The following is a 19,937-nucleotide window of genomic DNA, read 5'->3' as shown; positions in this document are numbered from 1 at the left end:
GGGAGTTATCCACAGTTCCGAGAGTCGCGGCGGCGCCTCCGCCGCCCCTGACAACCTCGACCCATGACATCACTGGTGATCCGCTCCGCCCAGGACGCCATCGCGGCCGTCCCCTACCTGCTCGGCTTCCACCCCTCGCGCAGCCTCGTCGTCATCGGCTTCGAGGGACGATCCGGCGGCACATGCGCGATCCGGCTCGACTTACCGGCGCCGGGCGCCGCCGAACGCGTCGCCGCCGTCCTGGCCGGCAACGGCTTCGCCCGCTCGCTCCTGCTCGGGTACGGCCCGCCGGGCGAGGTGGCGGAGGCCGCCCGGCCCATGCGCGCGGCCCTGGCCGCCGCCGGCGTCCCCGTCGCCGAGGCCATCCGCGTCGCCGACGGCCGCTGGTGGTCGCTCACCTGCGACGACGTCTGCTGCCCACCCGAAGGCACCCCGTACGACATCTCCGCCAGCGCCGTCGCCGCCGAGGCGACCTTCGGAGGCCACGTGGCCCTGGCCGACCGCGCCGAGCTGATCGCCTCCGTCCGGCCGCCCGAGGGCCCTGCCCGCACCGCTATGCGCCGCGCCGCCGAGCGCGCCGAGCGGCGCTACCTGGCCCGGCCGATCTCGTCCGCCGAAGACGACCTCGCCTTCGTCCTCGCGCTGACGGCCCGCGCCCGCACCGGCTCCCGCCCGACCGACGACGAGGTCGCCTGGCTCGGCCTCGTCCTCACCGACCCGCGCGTCCGCGACGAGACCTGGATCCGCCTCGAAGAGGACGCATCGGCCGCCGACATCGCGTTCTGGCGCGACATCGTCCGCCGCGTCGACCCCGCCCGCGTCCCGGCGCCCGCGTCCCTGCTGGCTTTCGCCGCCTACTCCGCCGGCGACGGCGGCCTGGCCAACGTCGCCCTGCAGCGCGCCCTGGACGCCGACCCCGCCTACTCCATGGCCGTCATCCTCCGCGAAGTGGTCAACGCAGGCATCGCACCCGCCAAACTGCGGACGGGCATGGCCCGTCCGCAGAACCTGGACCGTTCGGCGAACGGCGGAGCGCGAGCGGCCTGGTGACCGGACTACCGGGAGGAAAGCCATGGTGCAGACGGAGGTCGGTGGCGCGTGCGGCGTCGTGGGTGACCGCAGCCGCGAGGGCGGCGGACAGCGTGAGCATGCCGAGCACCTGGGCGCCGGGTTCTGAAGGACCACTGTCAGCCGGCGTCGTCGAGCACCTCGCGGAGCCTGCGCGCGAAGGCCTCGGGCTGCCCGGCGTAGCCGGACTCGCCGCCGACGAAGCCACCATGGTGACTCGGGAAGACGGCCGGTCGCTGACCGAGCAGCTCGGCCATCGCCACCGAGGTGCGTGCGGTGAAGGTATCCCCGGACTCCTCGCCCACCGCGATCACGGTCCTTGCCGCTGCCGCGGTCAGCGCGTCGACGTCGGGCCGGTAGTCGCTGATCGCCCACGACCGGTCGGACAGCAGCGGATCGTCACGGGACCGGTCGTCCTCGGTCGGCAGCCCGAACGCGGCGGGGTCCGGCGCGGGCTGGGCGAAGTAGGCGTCGGTGAACTCGCCCTGCCACGACGTCATCACGATGAAGGCCGCCATGCCGGCGCCCGAGCCCGCGTCCTCGTAGGCGTCGCGGACGCCGGCCCGGGCGCGCTCGGCGGCCCGGGCGTCGGGAAGCACCGCGATGAGCGGCGGCTCGTGCGCCACGAGGGTGGTCACGCACTCGGGGTGGGCGGTCACGAGCGCGAGCGCGGTCACCGCCCCGCCGCTGCTCGCGAACATCTCGACCGGGCCCGCGCCGAGCGCCTCGATGAGGGCGTGCAGGTCGCCGGCCTGGGTCTCGGGCACCTGGTCGACGCGGCCGTCCTTGCGGATGCTGCGGCCGAGACCGCGCGGATCGTAGGTGACCACGGTGCGGTCAGGGAAGTGCGACGCCAGCGCACCGAAGCCGCCGGCGTCCATGGGCTGGCCGACCATGAACAGCGGCGGGCGCCCGCCGGCGGCCGGCGGCGGCCCGTGGACGTCGTAGACGAGGTCGACCTCGGGAGTCTCGAGTACCTGCGTAGTCATGACCAAACTGACTCCGGCCGCTACCAAGACTCATCGGCCCCGGATCGACCAGGACGCCGAGCACGGGGACGAGCCCGCGACCCGCGCCACCCGAGGGCCCCCGGCCTCCGGCCTCCGGGACTCCGCGGGCGGGTCAGGAGGAGACGGCCTGGCCCGGGGTGCCGGGGTCGATGCGCCGGTCGCGGTTGCGGTCGTTCCAGGCGCGCATGCGGGGCGGGTAGCCGACGATCTGGACGTCGTAGACGGGCAGGCCGAGGTCGCGGGCCACCTTGCCGATGACCTTGGGGGAGCCGACGCGGCGGCGGGTCCACTCGCCGTCGTGGGCGACGGCGACGGCCGTGGTGTCGGTGGCGTACGTCTCGGGCTCGACGAAGAACTCGACGCCGCGGCGGGCGCGGGCGAAGGCGATCAGCGCCTCGATGTCGGAGTCCGTCGCCTCCCTGTCGAGCCTGGTCACCGTGGACCCGCGGTGCCTGCGGATCCCGAACCGGTCCCGGAACCTCATCCCTCACCCCGTCGTCGGGTCCCGCCCGGAGGAGCTCCGGAGCGGGCTTGCGGTGTACGACGATAACGAGACCGGCGGCGCCCTGGTTCCCGACACAGCGGCGACGACCCCGGCGGGCCGGGGGGCCGCGCCCTAGACTGGCGCCTTCGGGGGATCATCACGCGGGGGTGTCGATGAACGGGCCGAACCTTGTTCGGCGGGTGGCCGGAGCCGTGCTCGCGGTCGCGGTGTTCGGGCTCCTGAGCACCCTCACCCCGGCCCAGGGCCAGGTGGGACCCATCGCCCGCGCCGAGCCCGCGAAGGCGAAGACCCCGCCGCGACCGGCCGCGCCTCCGAAGCCGCCGCCGCCCGACTGCGCGCGGGCCAAGTGCCTGGCGCTGACGTTCGACGACGGGCCCGCGGAGAGCACCGCGGAGCTGCTCGACATCCTCGCCGCCCGCAAGGTCCGGGCGACGTTCTTCATCGTGGGGGAGAACGCGGCGAAGCATCCGGAGCTCGTGCGGCGCGAGCTGGAGGCCGGGCACGAGATCGCCGACCACAGCTACACCCACGCCGACCTCGGGCGGGCGTCCCACAAGAAGATCATGGACGAGCTGACCCGGACGCAGGACGCGATCCGGCGGGCGTCCGGGGTCACGCCCACCCTGCTCAGGCCGCCCTACGGGTCGACCTCCGAGCGGCTGACGAAGATCACGCGGGAGCTGGGGATGGCCCAGGTGCTGTGGTCGGTCGACCCCCTCGACTGGGAGCACCGCGACACCGCCTACGTCGAGAAGCGGGTGCTGAAGGCGGCGCGGCCGGGTTACATCGTGCTGATGCACGACATCCATCCGACGAGTGTGAAGGCCGTCCCGAAGATCATCGACCGGCTGGCGGCCGAAGGGTACGTGTTCGTCACGGTGCCCGAGCTGTTCGGCGGGCGCCTGACCCCCGGGAAGGAGTACGTCCAGCGGAATTCAGGGGATCCTCAGGGTCTTCCCTGATGGCCCCGCGGCGGTGCCGCGCGGAGCATGGGCGTATGAACAGCAGCTACGCGGTGGGGGATCTGCGGGTCTCGGACGCCGAGCGGGAACCGGTCATCCAGCGGCTTCAGGACGCCTACGCCGAGGGGCGGCTCGACGAGGACGAGTTCGACATGCGCGTGCAGCTGGCGATGACGGCCAAGACGCGCAACGACCTCGGCGCCGTCCTCCTCGATCTGGTGCCCGTTCCGGCGGCGCCCGCGCCGGCCGGGGGCGAGGCCGCCACGGGCGAGGACCGGATGCTGGCCGCCGCCGCGCACGCGGTCGCCGTCCCGACGCTGTTCGTCGGCCCGCTGGTGCTGATGCTGCTGAGCGGCAAGCGGTCGCCCTACGTCCGGCGGCAGGCGGCGGAGGCCGTGAACTTCCAGGTGACGCTGCTGCTGCTCACGATCGTCACCTTCGGCGTCGGCGGGGTCGTGTACGCGGTGGCGTGGGTGCTGTCGGCGATCGCGGCCGTCTTCGCGCTGACCGGCCAGACGTTCCGCTATCCGTGGATCCTGCGCCTGGTGAAGTGACGCGGGGCGCGCGGGCCTGACGTTGAACGCGGCTCGGGTTTGTCGGAGGATCCCTCCGGGGAGGGTTGACGTGGTCGCGTCGAGCGCGACCGGCCGCCTCCAGGAGATGGAACGACGCCTATGCGCACGCCCGTGGGTTTATTCCCCTCTCTACCTGTGACTCCTTTAACGTCCGAGTTATGTGGACCATGCATGGGATGATCGATTAACTATGCGAGGGAGGGGTAGATGACGGAGCTTGCGATCAAGGGCGATCACCAGCGGGCGGTGGAGGCGCTCAGGAGGTCCTACCAGGCCATTCCGGAGGGCACGCCGGTGCGGCTGGCCAAGCGGACCTCGAACCTGTTCCGGTGGCGCGACCCCTCGGCGGCGCCCGGCCTGGACGTCTCCGGCTTCGACAAGGTGCTGAGCGTCGACCCGGACGAGCGGACCGCGCAGGTCCAGGGCATGACCACCTACGAGGACCTGGTCGACGCGACGCTGCCGCACGGGCTGATGCCGACGGTCGTCCCCCAGCTGAAGACGATCACGCTGGGCGGGGCGGTGACCGGGCTCGGCATCGAGTCGACGTCGTTCCGCGACGGGCTGCCGCACGAGGGCGTCCTGGAGCTGGAGGTCCTCACCGGCGACGGGCAGGTCGTCACGGCGACGCGCGACAACGAGCACAAGGACCTGTTCTACGGCTTCCCGAACTCCTACGGGACGCTCGGCTACAGCCTCCGGTTGAAGATCGAGCTGCGCCCCGTCCGGCCCTACGTCCGGCTGCGGCACCTGCGGTTCACCGACGCGGCGGAGCTCGCCCGCGTCCTGGGGGAGATCACCGAGTCCGGGACGTTCGAGGACGAGACCGTCGACTTCATGGACGGGACGGTCTTCGGCGCGGACGAGCAGTACATCACGCTCGGCTTCTTCGCCGACTCCGCGCCCTACACCTCCGACTACACCGGCCAGAAGATCTACTACCGGTCGATCCAGCAGCGGTCGGTCGACTTCCTCACGATCCGCGACTACATCTGGCGCTGGGACACCGACTGGTTCTGGTGCTCGGGCGCGTTCGGCGTGCAGAACCCGACGGTCCGGCGGCTGTGGCCCGACAAGTTCAAGCGCTCCGACGTGTACCGCAAGCTGGTCGCCTACGACCGCCGGTACCAGATCGTCGCGCGCGCGGAGCGGTGGCGGGGGCTGCGGCCCCGCGAGGACGTCATCCAGGACATCGAGGTGCCGGTCGAGCGGCTTCCGGAGTTCCTGGAGTTCTTCCACGACAAGGTGGGCATGAGCCCGATCTGGCTGTGCCCGCTGCGTGCGAAGGAGCGGTGGCCGCTGTACCCGCTCGACGTGGGCCGCCCCTACGTGAACGCCGGTTTCTGGGGGACGGTGCGGATCCCGCCGGGGCAGATCCCCGAGTACCACAACCGGCTCATCGAGCGTAAGGTCGCCGCCCTCGACGGCCACAAGTCCCTGTACTCGACGGCCTTCTACAGCCGGGACGAGTTCTGGCGGTACTACGACGGGGAGACCTACCGGCGGCTCAAGGGGGTCTACGATCCGCGCGGGCGGCTGCTGGACCTCTACGACAAGTGCGTGCGCGGACGCTGACCAGGCGCCCGCAGTTCGGGGGAGCCCCGCGCGGGAGGCGGCCCGACCGCCGCCGCCCGGGCCGGGGCGGAGAGACAGGAGGAACCACAATGACGCTGGCCAGGGTCTTCGAGCAGCTCGCCGGGGCTGAGGCGCCAGTGGAGTTCACGGCCTACGACGGATCTCGGGCGGGGGTGCCCGGCGCCGACATCCGTTTCGACGTGCGCTCACCGTACGCGGTCTCGTACCTGCTGCACTCGCCGGGCGCGCTGGGGCTCGCCCGCGCCTACGTCACCGGCATGATCGACGTCGACGGCGACATGATCACGGCGCTGACCACGATGCAGCAGGTGCTCAGCGACGTGACACCGCGCGACAAGGCGAGGATCGCCGGCGGGGTGCTGCGCGATCCGCTGCTGCGCGCGGCGGCGTCGCGCCGGCTGGACCCGCCGCCGCAGGAGGCGCCGTTCAGCCGCATCCCGTCGTGGCTCCGGCACTCCAAGAAGCGGGACGCGCGGGCCATCTCCCACCACTACGACGTGTCCAACACCTTCTACGAGTGGGTGCTCGGCCCCTCGATGGCCTACACCTGCGCGTGCTACCCGCATGAGGGCGCCACTCTGGAAGAGGCGCAGTTCAACAAGCACGACCTGGTGGCCAAGAAGCTCGGGCTGAAGCCGGGGATGCGGCTGCTGGACGTCGGCTGCGGCTGGGGCGGCATGGTGATGCACGCCGCGAAGGAGTACGGGGTCAAGGCGCTCGGCGTCACGCTGTCCAAGCAGCAGGCCGAGTGGGCGCAGAAGGCGATCGCCGACCGGGGCCTGTCCGACCTCGCGGAGGTCCGGCACATGGACTACCGCGACGTGGCCGAGACCGGCTTCGACGCGGTGAGCTCCATCGGCCTGACCGAGCACATCGGGAAGAAGAACCTCCCGGCCTACTTCTCCTTCCTCCACGGGAAGCTGAAGAAGGGCGGTCGGATGCTGAACCACACCATCACGCGTCCGGACAACACGTCTCCTTCCCGCAAGGAGAACGGGTTCATCAACCGGTACGTGTTCCCGGACGGCGAACTGGAGGGCCCGGGCTACGTCCAGAGCCAGATGAACGACGCGGGGTTCGAGATCCGGCACCAGGAGAACCTGCGCGAGCACTACGCGCGCACGCTCACCGGCTGGTGCGAGAACCTCGACGCGCACTGGGACGAGGCCGTCGCCGAGGTCGGCGAGGGAACCGCCCGCGTGTGGCGCGTCTACATGGCGGGCTGCGTGCTCGGCTTCAACCAGAACTGGATCCAGCTGCACCAGACGCTCGGCGTGAAGCTGGAGGACGACGGCACGAGCCGCATGCCGCTGCGCCCCGACTGGGGATCGTGACGACGGCCGCTTCAGACGGCGACGAGCCGACCGGAACGTTCCGGTCGGCTCGTCGCCGTTTCGGGGCCGTCAGGCGCGCGCCTTCTCCCAGGCCGCGCTGGTGAGGAAGTAGGTGTCGTAGATCTCCTGGACGTCCAGGAGGCTTTCGGGCGGGACCTTCCCGTAGGCGATGCGCTCCAGGTGGCGGAAGTACTCGAAGCGCTCGACGCCGGGGGTGATGACGATGAGGATGTCGGCGCTCTCCCCGGGGGCCGCTGCGAAGGCGTGCGGCAGGCCGGGCGGGACGACGACGAGGTCGCCGCGTTCCGCGGTCACCACCTGCTCGCCCGAGAGGAGTTGGGCGGCGCCGTCCAGCATGTAGAACATCTCGGCGGAACCGTCGTGGCGGTGCGGTTTGGCGCCGTCCGCGCCGGTGGCCAGGGTGACGCGCTGGGTGGAGAGGGCGCCGCCGGTCGAGCCGCTGTCGGCCAGCAGCCTGATGGTGACGGGGGAGCGGCCGATCACCTCGGCCTCGGCGGAACGGACGATCACGGACTCGTCGAAGTCCGGTGAGATCAGCGACATGCGAGGGGCTCCTTGTCCGGGACAGGGGAGGGGGTCAGACGGCGAACAGCAGGACCGCGCTGGCGAGCACGGCCACGGCGGTGGCGAAGTGAATGCCGAACGCGACGGCCTTCGTGCCGCCGTGGCGCAGCACGATCAGGGTGTCGCCGAGCGGTGCGATGGCCACGACCAGCATGTACCAGCCCGCGGCGTGGGCGCCGGCGAAAGCGATCAGGGCGAGGCCGAGGAGGCCGGTCGTCAGGTCGCGCAGCCCCTTGATCCTCAGGTAGGCGATGTCGCCGTCGGCCTTGGCGGGGACGCCGTAGCCGGCGGCCGCCGGGTACGGCGCGGTGAGGAACCGCGCGCCGATGAGAACGCAGAACAGGGCGAGCACGACGGCCAGTCCGTAGGCGATGGGGGTCAGCATGGCGTCTCCGTTAGTGCTAGCAGTGCTAGGAACGAGAACGACGCTAGCATAGCGCCGACAGGATGGCTAGCAATGCTAGGATCACTGCCATGTCGATCCAGGGACGCCGGGAGCGAGAGCGGGCGGAACGCGAAAAGCTGATCATCACGGCGGCGCGGGAGCTGGCCGAGAGCGAGGGCTGGGACGCGGTGACGACGCGCCGGCTCGCCGCGGAGATCGAGTACAGCCAGCCCGTCCTCTACAGCCACTTCAAGGGCAAGGGCGCCATCATGGCGGCGGTCGCGGTCGAGGGGTGCGCCGAGCTCGCGGACGAGCTGCGGCGGGCGCGCACGGCGGCGTCCGGGCCCGCCGAGGCGCTGGCGGGGGTCGCGGCGGCCTACACCGACTTCGCGGAGCGCAGGCCCGCCCTCTACGACGTGATGTTCGTCAGGGACGTCGACCTGCCGTTCGCGACCCCCGAGGCGCCGCCCGCGCTCCAGGAGGCGTTCGGCGAGCTGCGCGAGACCGTCCGGCCGTTCGCGGGCGGGGACGACGTGGACGTGCTCACCGAGACGCTCTGGAGCGGCCTGCACGGCCTGCTCATCCTGATGCGCGACGGGCGCATGCACCGCGAGCACCACGAGCTTCGCACGGCCGTCCTGCTCCGCCGCTTCTCCGCCTGACCCCGCCCGCCGCGGCCGGAGGCGGGCCGGTCAGCCGGCGGCCGTGCGGCCCGCGCTGGTGGCCTTGATGGCGCCGTCGGGGGTGAAGGCGACCGTCACCTGGCCGCCCTGCGGGGCGACGCCCTCGATGATCTCCTCGCTCTCTCGGATCCGGCACCCGTGGTGGGTGAGGAAACCGCGCACGACGCGGCGCTGCTCGGTGGGGAAGACCTCGGCGGCGGTCATCATCAGGCGCGTCGCCGAGAGCGGGTCGAACTCGGCCGCGGGCAGGGCCGGGTCGTCGACGTGGAAGTAGAACGAGCCCTGCCCGTCGTTCACGCGGCAGCTCTGCACGCCGTTGCCGCCGAGCAGCGCGGCGGCGGCGATGGCCATGGTGGTCGCGGCCTGGTGCGGGTCGGGGAAGCCGGAGAGGTCCAGACGTCCCGCCGTCAGTTCCGGAACGGCGCGGCGCGCGCCGTGCTCGCGGACCGCGGCCAGCGGGGCGACGGCGGGCACGCCGACGCCGTAGTGCGGGTTGGCCCACGCCCACAGCCACGTGTCGCTCACGTGGGAGAAGCTGCCGAGGAACGTCATGCCGTGGAGGGTGCGTCCGCCCGCGGTGATGGTGCGCGCGTCGACGTCGAAGGCGATGTCGCCGTCACCGACGGCGGTGTTGAGGACGTTCTGGCGCTGGATCGCCGCGGCCGACCCCGCACTGGCGAACGCCTCGAACTCCGGGCTGTAGCAGCTGAGCCCGCTCAGGAACTCCGACCAGAACCGGGCACTGCGCTCGTCGCCCCGGCGCCGGTAGAGGTCGCCGAGCCTGCGCGCGGCGTGCTCGACGCCGGCCTCCTGCACCGATCTGCGGAACCAGCCGATGGCGGCGTTCTCGTCGCCCGCCTTCTGCGCGTGGTCGCCGAGGCAGAAGGCGGCCTTGGGATGCCCGAGATCGGCGGCCAGCCGCCACGCCTGGAGCCGCCCGGCGGGATCGCCCCTGTCCTGGCGCACGAACCCCAGGTTGAACGCGGCGCCGCCGTTGCCGCGCTCGGCGGCGCGGAGGTACCAGGTCTCCGCCGCTTCGAGGTCGCCCTTGCCGTCGTCGTCGCACAGCCGGCCGAGGTTGAACGCGGCCTTGTCCGAGCCGAGCTCCCAGGCCCGGCGGAAGAAGTCCATGGCCTGTTCGACGTCGCCCCTGTTCTCCAGCAGGATGCCCAGGTTCAGGGCGCCGCCCGAGAAGCCGCCCTCGGCGGACCGCCGGTACCAGCGTTCGGCGGTCTCCAGGTCGCCGTCCCGCTCCGCGCCGTAGCCGACCTCGAAGGCGCTCTCGGGAAGCCCCGCCTCGGCGGCCCGCCGCCACCACGCCAGGGCCTCCCGGTCGTCGCCGCGCTCCGCCGCGAGGGACCCGAGCTCGTGGGCGCCCCCCGGATGCCCGGCTTCGAACGCCTCCCGCAGCAGCTCCTCGGCCTCCGCGAGGTTCCCGCCGCGCCTGGCCTCCAGGCCGCGCTCGTACGGTTCGACTGATCCGGCCGGGTACTCGGTCATCGCACGCCCCCTCTGAGTGATCACAGGTTCACGGGATCGACGCTGCGCGCCCGATCCGGGTTCCCGCCGGCGTCCATGCGTCCGAAACCGCTCCGCACGCATGGACGGGCGGCCCCTCCCGGTGGTAAGCCCGGGGGAAGAACGGGCCGTGCCGCGGCCCGTGGAGTGCTGGAGCCCCCATGGAACACGACTATGTCATCGTCGGCGCCGGGTCCGCGGGGTGCGCCCTGGCCGCTCGCCTCTCCGAGGACGCCTCCGTCACCGTGGCCCTCCTGGAGGCGGGCGGCCCGGACGACAAGAGCGAGATCCACATCCCGGCCGCGTTCCCGAAGCTCTTCAAGACCGAGTACGACTGGGACTACAGCACCGCCGGGCAGCCCGAGCTGGACGGGCGCGAGCTGTACTGGCCGCGGGGGAGGACGCTCGGCGGGTCGTCATCGCTGAACGCGATGATGTGGGTGCGCGGGCACTACGACGACTACGACGACTGGGACGTCCCCGGCTGGTCGTACGAGGACGTCGTCCCGTACTTCAAGCGCGTGGAGGGGCGCGTCGGCAGCAACAAGGGCGACGTGTACGGCACCTCCGGCCCGGTCACGATCTCCGAGCAGCGCAGTCCGAACGTGACCACGCGGGCGTTCCTGGAGGCGTGCGCCGCCACCGGCCTCAACAGGTTGCCGGAGCTGAACGGCCCGTCCAACGAGGGGTACGCGCTCACGCCGGTCAGCCAGCGGCGCGGGAGGCGGTGCAGCGCGGCCGACGCCTACCTGCGTCCCGCGCGGAAGCGTCCCAACCTGACCGTCGTGACGGGCGCGCAGGTGTCGCGGGTGCTGATCGAGGACGGCCGGGCGACCGGCGTGGAGTACGGCGGCGGGCGCGTCACGGCGCGCCGCGAGGTGATCCTGGCCGCGGGCGCGGTCGGGTCGCCGCACCTGCTGATGCTGTCCGGCGTCGGCGACCCCGAGCACCTGCGGAGCGCGGGCGTGGAGCCGGTCGTGGAGTCCCCGCAGGTGGGGCGCCATCTCCAGGACCACCTGTCGGTCGGCGTCGTCCGGCACTGCCCGAGGAAGGTCACGCTCGCGGGCGCGGAGTCGCTGCCGAACATCGCCCGCTACCTGCTCGCCCGGCGCGGGCCGTTCACCTCCAACGTGGGCGAGGCGGTCGTGTTCACCAAGAGCGCCCCCACCCTGCACGCCCCCGACCTCGAACTCATCTTCGCGCCGGCCCCCTACGTCGCGCACGGGCTCACCCCGCCGACCGAGCACGGCGTGACGCTCGGCGTCGTGCTGCTGCGGCCCGAGTCGTCCGGGCGCGTCTCGCTCGCGTCCGCCGACCCGGCCGCGCCGCCGGTGATCGACCCCGCCTACCTGACGGAGGAGAGCGACCTGCGGCGCCTGATGCACGGCGTGCGGCGCGCGGAGGAGCTGCTGGCCGCCGACGCGCTCAGGCCCTTCGTCGGCGACGTCATGCAGCCCTACGTGGGGGCGGACGACGAGGACGCGCTGGCCGCCTACGTCCGGGGGCACTCCGAGACGCTCTACCACCCCACCGGCACGTGCCGGATGGGCACCGACGCCGGCTCGGTCGTCGACCCGGACCTGCGCGTCCGCGGCGTCGAGGGGCTCCGGGTCGCGGACGTGTCGATCCTGCCGCAGATCACCCGGGGCCACACCAACGCCCCCGCCATCATGATCGGAGAGAAGGCCGCCGACCTGGTCAGGACGCCAGCCAGCTGAGCACGCGCTCGTTCACCTCGGCGGGGCGGTCCAGCTGGAGGAAGTGGCCGGCGCCGCCGATCCGCTCGGCCCGCGATCCGGGCGGGAGGGCGGCCCGGACGGCGTCGAGGTCCACCGCGTCCGCGGCGACGCAGCCGTCCTCGGCGCCGTGCAGGTAGAGCACGGGGCGCTCGCCCACGATGGTGGTCGCCTGCTGCTCGGCCGCGTACCGGTCGACGAGCCGGGACGGGTCGAGCATCGCGCGGTAGTACCCGATCGCCGCCGCGGCGTTGTCCGGCGCGGCGAGGCACTCCATCACGCGGTCGACGTCCGCGGACCGGTCGCGGCCGTCGTCGGGGGACCAGTCGCGCCACAGCCCCTCGACGAACGACCGGCCGAACGCGAGCTCGGCCAGCGGCGTCTGGAAGACGAAGATGTAGAACGAGCGCTTGAGCTGCTCGTAGTCGAAGAACGAGGTCGCCATCACCGAGATGGGCGGAACGGACATGGCGACCGCCTTGCGCCAGCGTTCCGGGGCGGCGTTGACGGCGCCGTAGGTGGCGAAGGCGCCCCAGTCGTGACCGACGACCACGGCGTCGGGGCCGCCGCCGAGCGCCTCGTGCAGGGCGATGGCGTCGGCGGCGAGGGCGCCGCTCTGGTACGCGCCGTCCGCGGGGACGGACGTGGGGGCGTAGCCGCGCATGAAGGGGGCCACGGCGCGGTGGCCGGCGGCGGCCAGCTCCGGCATGAGGTGCCGCCAGGTGTGCGGGGAGTCGGGGAAGCCGTGCAGCAGCAGCGCCAGGGGCCCGTCCTGGGGGCCGGCGGCGAGGTATCCGAAGTCGAGCCCGTTCGCGTTGACCGATCCGGTCGTGATGTCGCCCATGTACGCCTCCTCGGTTCGCGGCGAACGGTACCCGCGGCTCCGCGGCGCCGGACCGGCAGGGCCCTCTCTCTTCGGATATCGGCGTATCACCATGTATTTACAGCGGAATCCGCAGTCACATAGCATCAGAGCAACTGGATCGATCGCACCGAGGGAATCGTGATGACGGAGTCGGACGTGACCAGCCAGCAGCACGACGCGATGCAGAGGGCGGCGCGCGACCATCTGTGGATGCACTTCGCGCGGCACTCGGCGGCCCCGGACGGCGGCGAGATCCCGGTGATCGTCCGCGGGGAGGGCCCCTACGTCTACGACTCGGCGGGCCGCCGCTACCTGGACGGCCTCGCCGGGCTGTTCACCGTCCAGGCCGGGCACGGCCGCGAGGAGCTGGCGCAGGCCGCCGCCAAGCAGGCCGCCGAGCTGGCCTACTTCCCGATCTGGTCGTACGCGCACCCGAAGGCCGTCGAGCTGGCCGAGCGGCTCGCCGCCCTCGCGCCCGGCGACCTGAACCGCGTCTTCTTCACCACCGGCGGCGGCGACGCGGTGGAGAGCGCGTGGAAGCTCGCCAAGCACTACTTCAAGCTCACCGGGAAGCCGGGCAAGCACAAGGTGATCAGCCGGGCGGTCGCCTACCACGGCACCCCGCACGGCGCGCTGTCGATCACCGGCCTGCCCGGCCTGAAGGCGCCGTACGAGCCGCTCGTGCCGAGCGGCTTCCGGGTGCCGAACACCAACATCTACCGGGCCGCCGAGCACCGCGACGACCCCGAGGCGTTCGGCCGGTGGGCCGCCGACCGGATCGAGGAGGTCATCGAGTTCGAGGGCGCCGACACCGTCGCCGCCGTGTTCCTGGAGCCGGTGCAGAACGCCGGCGGCTGCTTCCCGCCGCCGCCCGGCTACTTCGAGCGCGTCCGGGAGATCTGCGACCGGCACGACGTCCTGCTGGTGTCGGACGAGGTGATCTGCGCGTTCGGCCGTCTCGGCACGACGTTCGGCGCGGAGCGGTTCGGCTACACGCCGGACGTCATCACCTTCGCCAAGGGTGTGACGTCCGGGTACGCGCCGCTCGGCGGGATGCTCGTGGCCGACCGCCTGTTCGAGCCGTTCAAGGGCGGGACGGAGATGTTCGCGCACGGCTACACGTTCGGCGGGCACCCGGTGTCGGCGGCGGTCGCGCTGGCCAACCTCGACCTGTTCGAGCGCGAGGACCTGAACGGGCACGTCATGCGCAACCGGGACGCGTTCCGGGGCACGCTGGAGCGGCTGCGCGACCTGCCGATCGTCGGGGACGTGCGCGGCGACGGCTACTTCTACGGCATCGAGCTGGTCAAGGACCAGGACACGCGGGAGACGTTCGACGACGAGGAGTCCGAGCGCCTGCTGCGCGGGTTCCTCGACAAGGCCCTCTACGAGGCGGGCCTGTACTGCCGGGCCGACGACCGCGGCGACCCCGTCGTCCAGCTGGCGCCGCCGCTGATCTGCGACCAGGGGCACTTCGACGAGATCGAGCAGATCCTGCGCTCCGTCCTCCAGGAGGCGTGGACACGGTTGTGACCGGACGCCGGGGGCGCGGGCGCGCCGCGCCCCCGGCGAACCGGTGTGAGGCGCGTCACCCCGCCGATCAGTGTGCGCTTGCATCTTTACTTTGAGAGGGTGCATGTAAACCGAATCGGGTTCGGACATGACGAGGTGGTGGGCGCGTGCTCAAGGTCGACGACATCAACCTGACCGACTGGGATTTCTGGCGGCGGCCGCACGACTACCGGCACGAGGCCTTCAAGGCGCTGCGCTGGCACGCCGGCCTCATCCGCTACGAGGAGCCGGACATCGTCATCGCCCCCCAGGGCCCCGGCTACTACGCGCTGACCCGGCACGCCGACGTCGTCGAGGCGTCCCGCCGCCCGCAGGACTTCTGCTCCGGCAGGGGCGCCATCAGCATCCCGGACATGCCGGGCGACATGCACGAGTACTTCGGCTCGATGATCAGCATGGACGACCCCCGGCACGCCAAGATCAGGCGGATCGTGTCCCGGGCGTTCTCGCCGCGCATGATCCAGCGGTTCGAGGACCGGGTCGAGGCGGTCGCGGGCCAGATCGTCGAGAACGTGGCGGCGGGCGGCGGGACGGGCGACTTCGTCGCCGACGTCGCCGCCCGGCTCCCCCTGAAGATCATCTGCGACATGATGGGCATCGCCGAGGAGCAGTACAGGACCGTCCTGGACGCCACGAACGTCATCCTCGCGGGCAACGACCCCGAGTTCATCCCGACGGCGGAGCCGGAGCAGATGGCGATGGCGCTGCTCGGCGCCGGCGAGACGCTGCGCGGCCTGGTCGAGGACCTCGGGCGGCAGCGCCGCGCGAACCCCACCGACGACCTCACCTCCGCCCTGGTGAACGCCAACCTCGACGGCGAGTCGCTCACCGACCAGGAGCTCGGGTCGTTCTTCATCCTGCTGGTCGTCGCCGGCAACGAGACCACCCGCAACGCGATCGCCCACGGCCTCGACCTGTTCACCCGCAACCCCGACCAGCGGGCCCTGCTCACCGAGGACTTCGACGGCCGCATGCCCGGCGCGGTCGAGGAGATCGTCCGGTACGTCTCGCCGGTCATCTGGATGCGCAGGACCGCGACCCGCGACACCGTGCTGAACGAGCACGAGATCAAGGAGGGCGACAAGCTCGTCCTCTACTACTGGTCGGCCAACCGGGACGAGTCGGTCTTCACCGACCCGGACCGGTTCGACATCCTGCGCGACCCGAACCCGCACGTCGGGTTCGGCGGGCCCGGGCCGCACTTCTGCCTCGGCGCGCACCTGGCCAGGCGCGAGATCACCGTGATGTTCCGCGAGCTGCTGCGCCGCACGCCCGCCCTCCGCGCCTCCGGCGACCCCGACCGCCTGGAGTCCAACTTCATCAACGGGATCAAGCGCCTGCCCTACACGATCTGAGCCCGGCTACCAGGGCAGGGGGCCGTCCTCGGCGAGGAACGCGCCCGTCGGGCCGCCGTCGCCGAGGAGGGCCACCCCGGCGATCACGGACGCTCCCTGCTCCGGCGTCCGGTGCCCGGCGTGGTCGTTGAGATCCGTCGCGCAGTACCCGGGCGTGGTGGCGTTCACCGTGACCGAGGTGCCGGCCAGCTCCTTGGCGTAGGCGACGGTGACGGCGTTCAGCGCCGACTTGGACGCGTTGTACGGCAGCAGGTTGACGCCGTGCACCGGGCTGGACGGGTCGCCGTGCAACGTCAGCGAGCCGAGTTCGCTGGAGACGTTGACGATCCGCCCGGCGGGGGAGCGGCGCAGCAGCGGGAGCATCGCGTTGGTGACCGCGACGACGCCGAACACGTTGGTCTCGAACGCGGTCCGGACCAGGTCCGGCGCCGTCCGGCTCGGCGGGAAGCCGGTGGCCCCCGTCGTGGTGATCCCGGCGTTGTTGACCAGGATGTCGAGTCGGCCGAACTCGGCGTCGATCCCCTTGGCGGCGGCCTCGACGGTGTCGTCGTCGGTGACGTCCAGCCGGACGAAACGGGCGTCGATCCCCTCGGCGGCGAGCGCGGCGGCGGCCGGCTCGCCGCGCTCGGCCGACCGCGCCCCGAGCAGGACGGTGACGCCGCCGCGGCCGAGGAGGCGGGCCGTCTCGAAGCCGATGCCCTTGTTGGCTCCGGTGATGAGTGCGATCTGTGTCGTCATGCCGTCCAGGTTCACCGGCGGCGTCCGGGCTGAGGAGAGACCGGCCGAAGCTGGGATCGGCCGTACCACCCTCGGCCCGGCGGCCGCTCCGGAGTATCGGACATGCTGGAGGCCATGGACAGACAAGAGACGGCGGCGTTCCTGCGTTCCCGGCGGGCCCGCATCCAGCCCGCCGACGTCGGGCTCCCGGGAGGGACGCGCCGCCGGACCCCCGGTCTGCGCCGGGAAGAGGTCGCGCGACTGGCGGGCATGTCGGTGGACTACTACATCCGGCTGGAGCAGGGACGCGGGCCTCGCCCGTCCAGGCAGATCCTCGGTGCGCTGGCGCGCGCGCTGAGGCTGACCGACGATGAGCGCGCCTACCTCTACGGCCTCGCCGGCGAGGCGCCGGAACCGCCGAGCGGCCCTTCGCGGGACGTCCCGCCGGGGATCGTGCACCTGCTCGAACGGCTGGACGACACGCCCGCCTACGTGCTGAGCGCCCGGCAGGACATCATCGCCTGGAACCCGCTCGCGGCGGCGCTCATGACCGAGATCGCCGCGATGGCGCCCGGTGACCGCAACGTCGTCCGCTGGCTGTTCACCGGCTCCGACATCGAGCGGTACGGCGCCGACGAGTACCTGACGCGGTTCGCCCGCGGGCTGGTGGCCGACCTGCGGGCGGCGTTCGGCCGGTATCCGGGCGACGCCGGCATCGCCGGGCTCGTCGCCGAGGTCGCCGGCCGCAGCGCGCTGTTCGCCCGGCTCTGGGACGAGGGCGAGGTCGAGATCAGGCGCGGCAGCCGCAAGCGCATGACGCATCCCGTCGTCGGCGAGCTGGACATGCACTGCGACGTCCTCTACGTGCCGGAACGCGACCAGCGGGTCGTCCTCTACACGACCACTCCGGGCACGCCCTCGCACGAGGCGATGAAACTGCTGCGCGTCGTCGGGACCCAGGACCTCAGCGTCCGCTGAGGCCCCGGGGCCCGCGCGCGGTCAGCGCAGCTCGCGCTTGAGGATCTTGCCGGTGGCGGTCATCGGCAGCTCGTCGCGGAACTCGACGATCCGCGGGTACTTGTAGTTGGCGAACTGCTCCCTGCCCCACGCGACCAGCTCGTCCTCGGTGACGGTCGCGCCGGGCGTGCGGATCACGTACGCCTTGACCTCCTCGCCGTGCGAGGGGTGCGCGACGCCCACCACCGCGGCCAGCGAGACCTCCGGGTGGGTCATCAGGACCTCTTCCAGCTCCCGCGGGTACACGTTGTACCCGCCCCTGATGATCATGTCCTTGGAGCGGTCGATGATGTAGTAGTAGCCGTCCTCGTCGCGGCGGGCCACGTCGCCGGTGCGGAACCAGCCGTCCCTGACGGAGGCCTCGGTCGCCTCGGGCCGCCCGTGGTAGCCCTTCATGATGTTGTGCCCCCGGATGGCGATCTCACCGGGCCCCTCGCCCTCGATCTCCTTCCAGTCGTCGTCGATCAGCTTCATCTCCACGCCCCACACGGGCAGGCCGATCGAGCCGGGCTTGGTCGGGCGGTCCGGGCGGTTGAACGAGGCCACCGGCGACGTCTCCGACAGGCCGTAGCCCTCCAGGACGTCCACGCCGAACTTGGTCTTGATCCCCTTGAGGACCTCCATCGGCAGCGCCGACCCGCCCGAGACCGCGACGCGCAGGTTCTCCCGGATCGCCGCGATCTCCTCGTCGGAGGTCTCGTCGGTCAGCAGGCCCCAGTACATCGTCGGGACGCCCGCGAAGATGTTCACCTTCTCCTTGACCATCAGCTCGACGGCCTGCCGGGCGTCGAACCTCGCCTGCATCACGAGCGTCGCGCGCCGGTAGAGGCCGACGTTCATCACGCACGTCTGCCCGAAGATGTGGAACAGCGGCAGCGTGACCAGCGACGTGTCGTGCAGCGTCCGGTAGAAGAGCGTGTCGTCCACCATGGCGTTCATGAGGAGGTTGCTGTGCGTGAGCTCGGCGCCCTTCGGCTGCCCGGTCGTCCCGCTGGTGTAGATGATCACGGCGGTGTCGTCCGGCCCGGTCCGCGCCGTCTCGAAGGTGCCCGGCTTCCCCGCGAGCGCGGCCCAGAACAGCTCGGCCCCCTCCACCGGGGACTCGGCGGCGGACGGGTCGGCGGGCAGCAGGAAGAGGTGCTCGCACCCCTCCGCCTGCTCGAACCCGGCGCGCCCCATCTCGCCGAGCGGCAGCTCCGGCGTGCCCTCGAAGCAGAAGAACGCCTTGGCGCCGGAGTCGCCGAGGTGGTAGGCGATCTCCCGCGGCTTGAGCAGCACGTTCAGCGGGACGACCACCGCCCCCGCCTTGAGCGCCCCGAAGTACACCATCGGGAAGTAGGGGAGGTTCGGGCTGGACAGCGCCACCTTGTCGCCCGGCCCGACGCCGCGCTCGCGCAGCAGGTTCGCGACCTGGTTCGCGACCTGGTCGAGGAAGGAGTAGGAGAGCCGGAGGTCGCCGAACACGACGGCGTCGCGGTCGGGCGTCTCCCGGGCGGCGTCCTCCAGCAGCACGGACAGGTTGAGCATGGCACTCCTCGCGCGGAAAGGTGACCGGCCGGTTAGTTACCGGCGAGTGTATGAAACCGTTCCGCACATCCTGCTGCACGGGACGCGTCCGGCGCCATCGTTCGCAGGCCTTGACGTGGCGTTTTCGTTGTCGTGACGGCGCCTCCGCGGGCAGGATGAGGGGCCGTCTTCGTCGGGTTCCCGGCTCTGTGACCGGATCCGGACGGTTCGGACGGACGCCGGGCCCGCGCCGGATGCCCGTCACCCCGCGGCGCTAGCATGTGCCGCTGCAGCGAGAAAGGGTGCGCGATCTTGATCATCTTCGGCTGGCGCGTGGTGTTCTTCACCCTGACCAGGGGAACCTTCCACTGCCCCGGATGCGGCGGCGACCGCGAGTACCGCCGCAGGCAGGGGCGCAACTTCTTCACGCTGTTCTTCATCCCGGTCATCCCGCTGACGAAGGCCGGCGGCGAGTTCGTCGAGTGCGACACCTGCCACGGCCGCTGGAACCCCGCCGTGCTCGACGTGCCGACGACCGCGCAGCTCGCGCAGATGCCCGCGATGCTGCTGCGCATGGCGATCGCCCAGGTCCTGCGCTCCGGCGACTACACCAACGCGGCCGCCCGCTCCCGCGCGGTCGCCGTCGTCCGCCAGGCCGGCGAGCCCGGGTTCGACGAGTCCGCCCTGAACGCCGACCTCGGCCGCCCCTTCGACGAGGTCCGCGTCGAGATGGGGCGCGCCGCCTCCGCCCTCGCCCCCGAGGCGCGGGAGAGCATCCTGCGCGCCGCCGCCGAGATCGCGCTGGTCGACGGCCCGCTGACCGTCTCCGAGGAGGAGACGCTGTCCGCCGTGGGCGCCGACCTGGAGCTGACCCGCGTGCAGGTGACCGGCGTCGTGTCCATGGCCCGCCAGGAGTCGGGGCACTAAGTCGCGGCGGGCGGGGTTGCG

The 19,937-nt window shown here is 72.0% G+C and carries 19 protein-coding genes; 11 read left to right on the top strand and 8 right to left on the bottom strand.

Going from position 1 to position 19,937, the window contains the following annotated elements; genetic code table 11:
- The first annotated feature begins 63 nt into the window (after positions 1–63).
- A complete protein-coding gene (locus AB0C87_RS35505; protein ID WP_345183177.1) occupies positions 64–1,050 on the top strand; it encodes a DUF4192 domain-containing protein in 987 nt (328 codons plus the stop codon).
- Positions 1,051–1,187: 137 nt separating this feature from the next.
- On the opposite strand, the gene AB0C87_RS35500 is transcribed toward AB0C87_RS35505, so the two are convergent.
- The gene (locus AB0C87_RS35500; protein WP_345183174.1) at positions 1,188–2,057 is read right to left on the bottom strand and encodes an alpha/beta hydrolase; all 870 of its coding nucleotides are present in this window, start codon (positions 2,055–2,057) and stop codon (positions 1,188–1,190) included.
- 133 nt (positions 2,058–2,190) lie between these two features.
- On the bottom strand, positions 2,191–2,562 hold the full coding sequence (locus AB0C87_RS35495; RefSeq protein WP_345183172.1) for a hypothetical protein: 372 nt from the start codon (positions 2,560–2,562) through the stop codon (positions 2,191–2,193).
- A gap of 200 nt (positions 2,563–2,762) precedes the next feature.
- Between AB0C87_RS35495 and AB0C87_RS35490 the strand changes: the two genes are divergently transcribed.
- From AB0C87_RS35490 to AB0C87_RS35475, 4 genes are all read left to right on the top strand, one after another.
- A complete protein-coding gene (locus AB0C87_RS35490; protein ID WP_345183170.1) occupies positions 2,763–3,545 on the top strand; it encodes a polysaccharide deacetylase family protein in 783 nt (260 codons plus the stop codon).
- Between the two features lie 35 nt (positions 3,546–3,580).
- Positions 3,581–4,099, top strand: coding sequence for a DUF1707 and DUF4870 domain-containing protein (locus tag AB0C87_RS35485; protein WP_345183168.1), 519 nt, complete (start codon positions 3,581–3,583; stop codon positions 4,097–4,099).
- 228 nt (positions 4,100–4,327) lie between these two features.
- A complete protein-coding gene (locus tag AB0C87_RS35480; RefSeq protein ID WP_360581404.1) occupies positions 4,328–5,695 on the top strand; it encodes an FAD-binding oxidoreductase in 1,368 nt (455 codons plus the stop codon).
- A gap of 89 nt (positions 5,696–5,784) precedes the next feature.
- Positions 5,785–7,050: a class I SAM-dependent methyltransferase gene (locus AB0C87_RS35475; protein WP_345183164.1), complete on the top strand. Its 1,266-nt coding sequence runs from the start codon at positions 5,785–5,787 to the stop codon at positions 7,048–7,050.
- Between the two features lie 69 nt (positions 7,051–7,119).
- Here the strand turns inward: AB0C87_RS35475 and AB0C87_RS35470 are convergent, their stop codons facing one another.
- Complete coding sequence (locus AB0C87_RS35470; protein ID WP_345183161.1) at positions 7,120–7,614, bottom strand: cupin domain-containing protein; 495 nt, start codon at positions 7,612–7,614, stop codon at positions 7,120–7,122.
- Between the two features lie 34 nt (positions 7,615–7,648).
- A complete protein-coding gene (locus tag AB0C87_RS35465) occupies positions 7,649–8,020 on the bottom strand; it encodes a DUF4267 domain-containing protein (RefSeq protein WP_345183159.1) in 372 nt (123 codons plus the stop codon).
- A gap of 89 nt (positions 8,021–8,109) precedes the next feature.
- Between AB0C87_RS35465 and AB0C87_RS35460 the strand changes: the two genes are divergently transcribed.
- Positions 8,110–8,682, top strand: a complete 573-nt coding sequence (locus AB0C87_RS35460) for a TetR/AcrR family transcriptional regulator (protein WP_345183157.1) — start codon at positions 8,110–8,112, stop codon at positions 8,680–8,682.
- Positions 8,683–8,712: 30 nt separating this feature from the next.
- Here the strand turns inward: AB0C87_RS35460 and AB0C87_RS35455 are convergent, their stop codons facing one another.
- Positions 8,713–10,203, bottom strand: a complete 1,491-nt coding sequence (locus AB0C87_RS35455) for a tetratricopeptide repeat protein (RefSeq protein WP_345183155.1) — start codon at positions 10,201–10,203, stop codon at positions 8,713–8,715.
- 179 nt (positions 10,204–10,382) lie between these two features.
- On the opposite strand from AB0C87_RS35455, the gene AB0C87_RS35450 reads away from it, so the two are divergent.
- Positions 10,383–11,939: a GMC family oxidoreductase N-terminal domain-containing protein gene (locus tag AB0C87_RS35450; protein ID WP_345183152.1), complete on the top strand. Its 1,557-nt coding sequence runs from the start codon at positions 10,383–10,385 to the stop codon at positions 11,937–11,939.
- Here the strand turns inward: AB0C87_RS35450 and AB0C87_RS35445 are convergent.
- Complete coding sequence (locus AB0C87_RS35445; RefSeq protein WP_345183150.1) at positions 11,920–12,801, bottom strand: alpha/beta hydrolase; 882 nt, start codon at positions 12,799–12,801, stop codon at positions 11,920–11,922. The two genes, AB0C87_RS35450 and AB0C87_RS35445, sit on opposite strands and share 20 nt — an antisense overlap.
- A gap of 162 nt (positions 12,802–12,963) precedes the next feature.
- Here AB0C87_RS35445 and AB0C87_RS35440 point away from each other — a divergent pair, with 162 nt between their 5' ends.
- Together AB0C87_RS35440 and AB0C87_RS35435 are read left to right on the top strand one after the other, a co-directional pair.
- Positions 12,964–14,355 carry an aspartate aminotransferase family protein gene (locus AB0C87_RS35440; RefSeq protein WP_360581403.1) on the top strand — a complete coding sequence of 464 codons (1,392 nt, stop codon included), beginning with the start codon at positions 12,964–12,966 and terminating at the stop codon, positions 14,353–14,355.
- 146 nt (positions 14,356–14,501) lie between these two features.
- Positions 14,502–15,749 carry a cytochrome P450 gene (locus AB0C87_RS35435; protein ID WP_345183146.1) on the top strand — a complete coding sequence of 416 codons (1,248 nt, stop codon included), beginning with the start codon at positions 14,502–14,504 and terminating at the stop codon, positions 15,747–15,749.
- A gap of 6 nt (positions 15,750–15,755) precedes the next feature.
- Here AB0C87_RS35435 and AB0C87_RS35430 read toward each other — a convergent pair whose 3' ends face one another.
- Entirely contained in the window at positions 15,756–16,487 is a 732-nt protein-coding gene (locus tag AB0C87_RS35430) for an SDR family oxidoreductase (protein WP_360581402.1), read from the bottom strand.
- A 114-nt stretch (positions 16,488–16,601) separates the two neighbouring features.
- Between AB0C87_RS35430 and AB0C87_RS35425 the strand changes: the two genes are divergently transcribed.
- The gene (locus AB0C87_RS35425) at positions 16,602–17,444 is read left to right on the top strand and encodes a helix-turn-helix domain-containing protein (RefSeq protein WP_353832692.1); all 843 of its coding nucleotides are present in this window, start codon (positions 16,602–16,604) and stop codon (positions 17,442–17,444) included.
- 21 nt (positions 17,445–17,465) lie between these two features.
- Here AB0C87_RS35425 and AB0C87_RS35420 read toward each other — a convergent pair whose 3' ends face one another.
- Positions 17,466–19,010, bottom strand: coding sequence for an AMP-binding protein (locus AB0C87_RS35420; protein ID WP_353832693.1), 1,545 nt, complete (start codon positions 19,008–19,010; stop codon positions 17,466–17,468).
- 291 nt (positions 19,011–19,301) lie between these two features.
- Between AB0C87_RS35420 and AB0C87_RS35415 the strand changes: the two genes are divergently transcribed.
- A complete protein-coding gene (locus AB0C87_RS35415; protein WP_360581401.1) occupies positions 19,302–19,916 on the top strand; it encodes a hypothetical protein in 615 nt (204 codons plus the stop codon).
- Positions 19,917–19,937 lie beyond the last annotated feature (21 nt).

The organism is Actinomadura sp. NPDC048021, assembly GCF_040653135.1.
GTDB classification, from domain to species: Bacteria; Actinomycetota; Actinomycetes; order Streptosporangiales; family Streptosporangiaceae; genus Spirillospora; species Spirillospora verrucosospora.
This window is presented reverse-complemented; position numbering and strand designations above follow the sequence as displayed.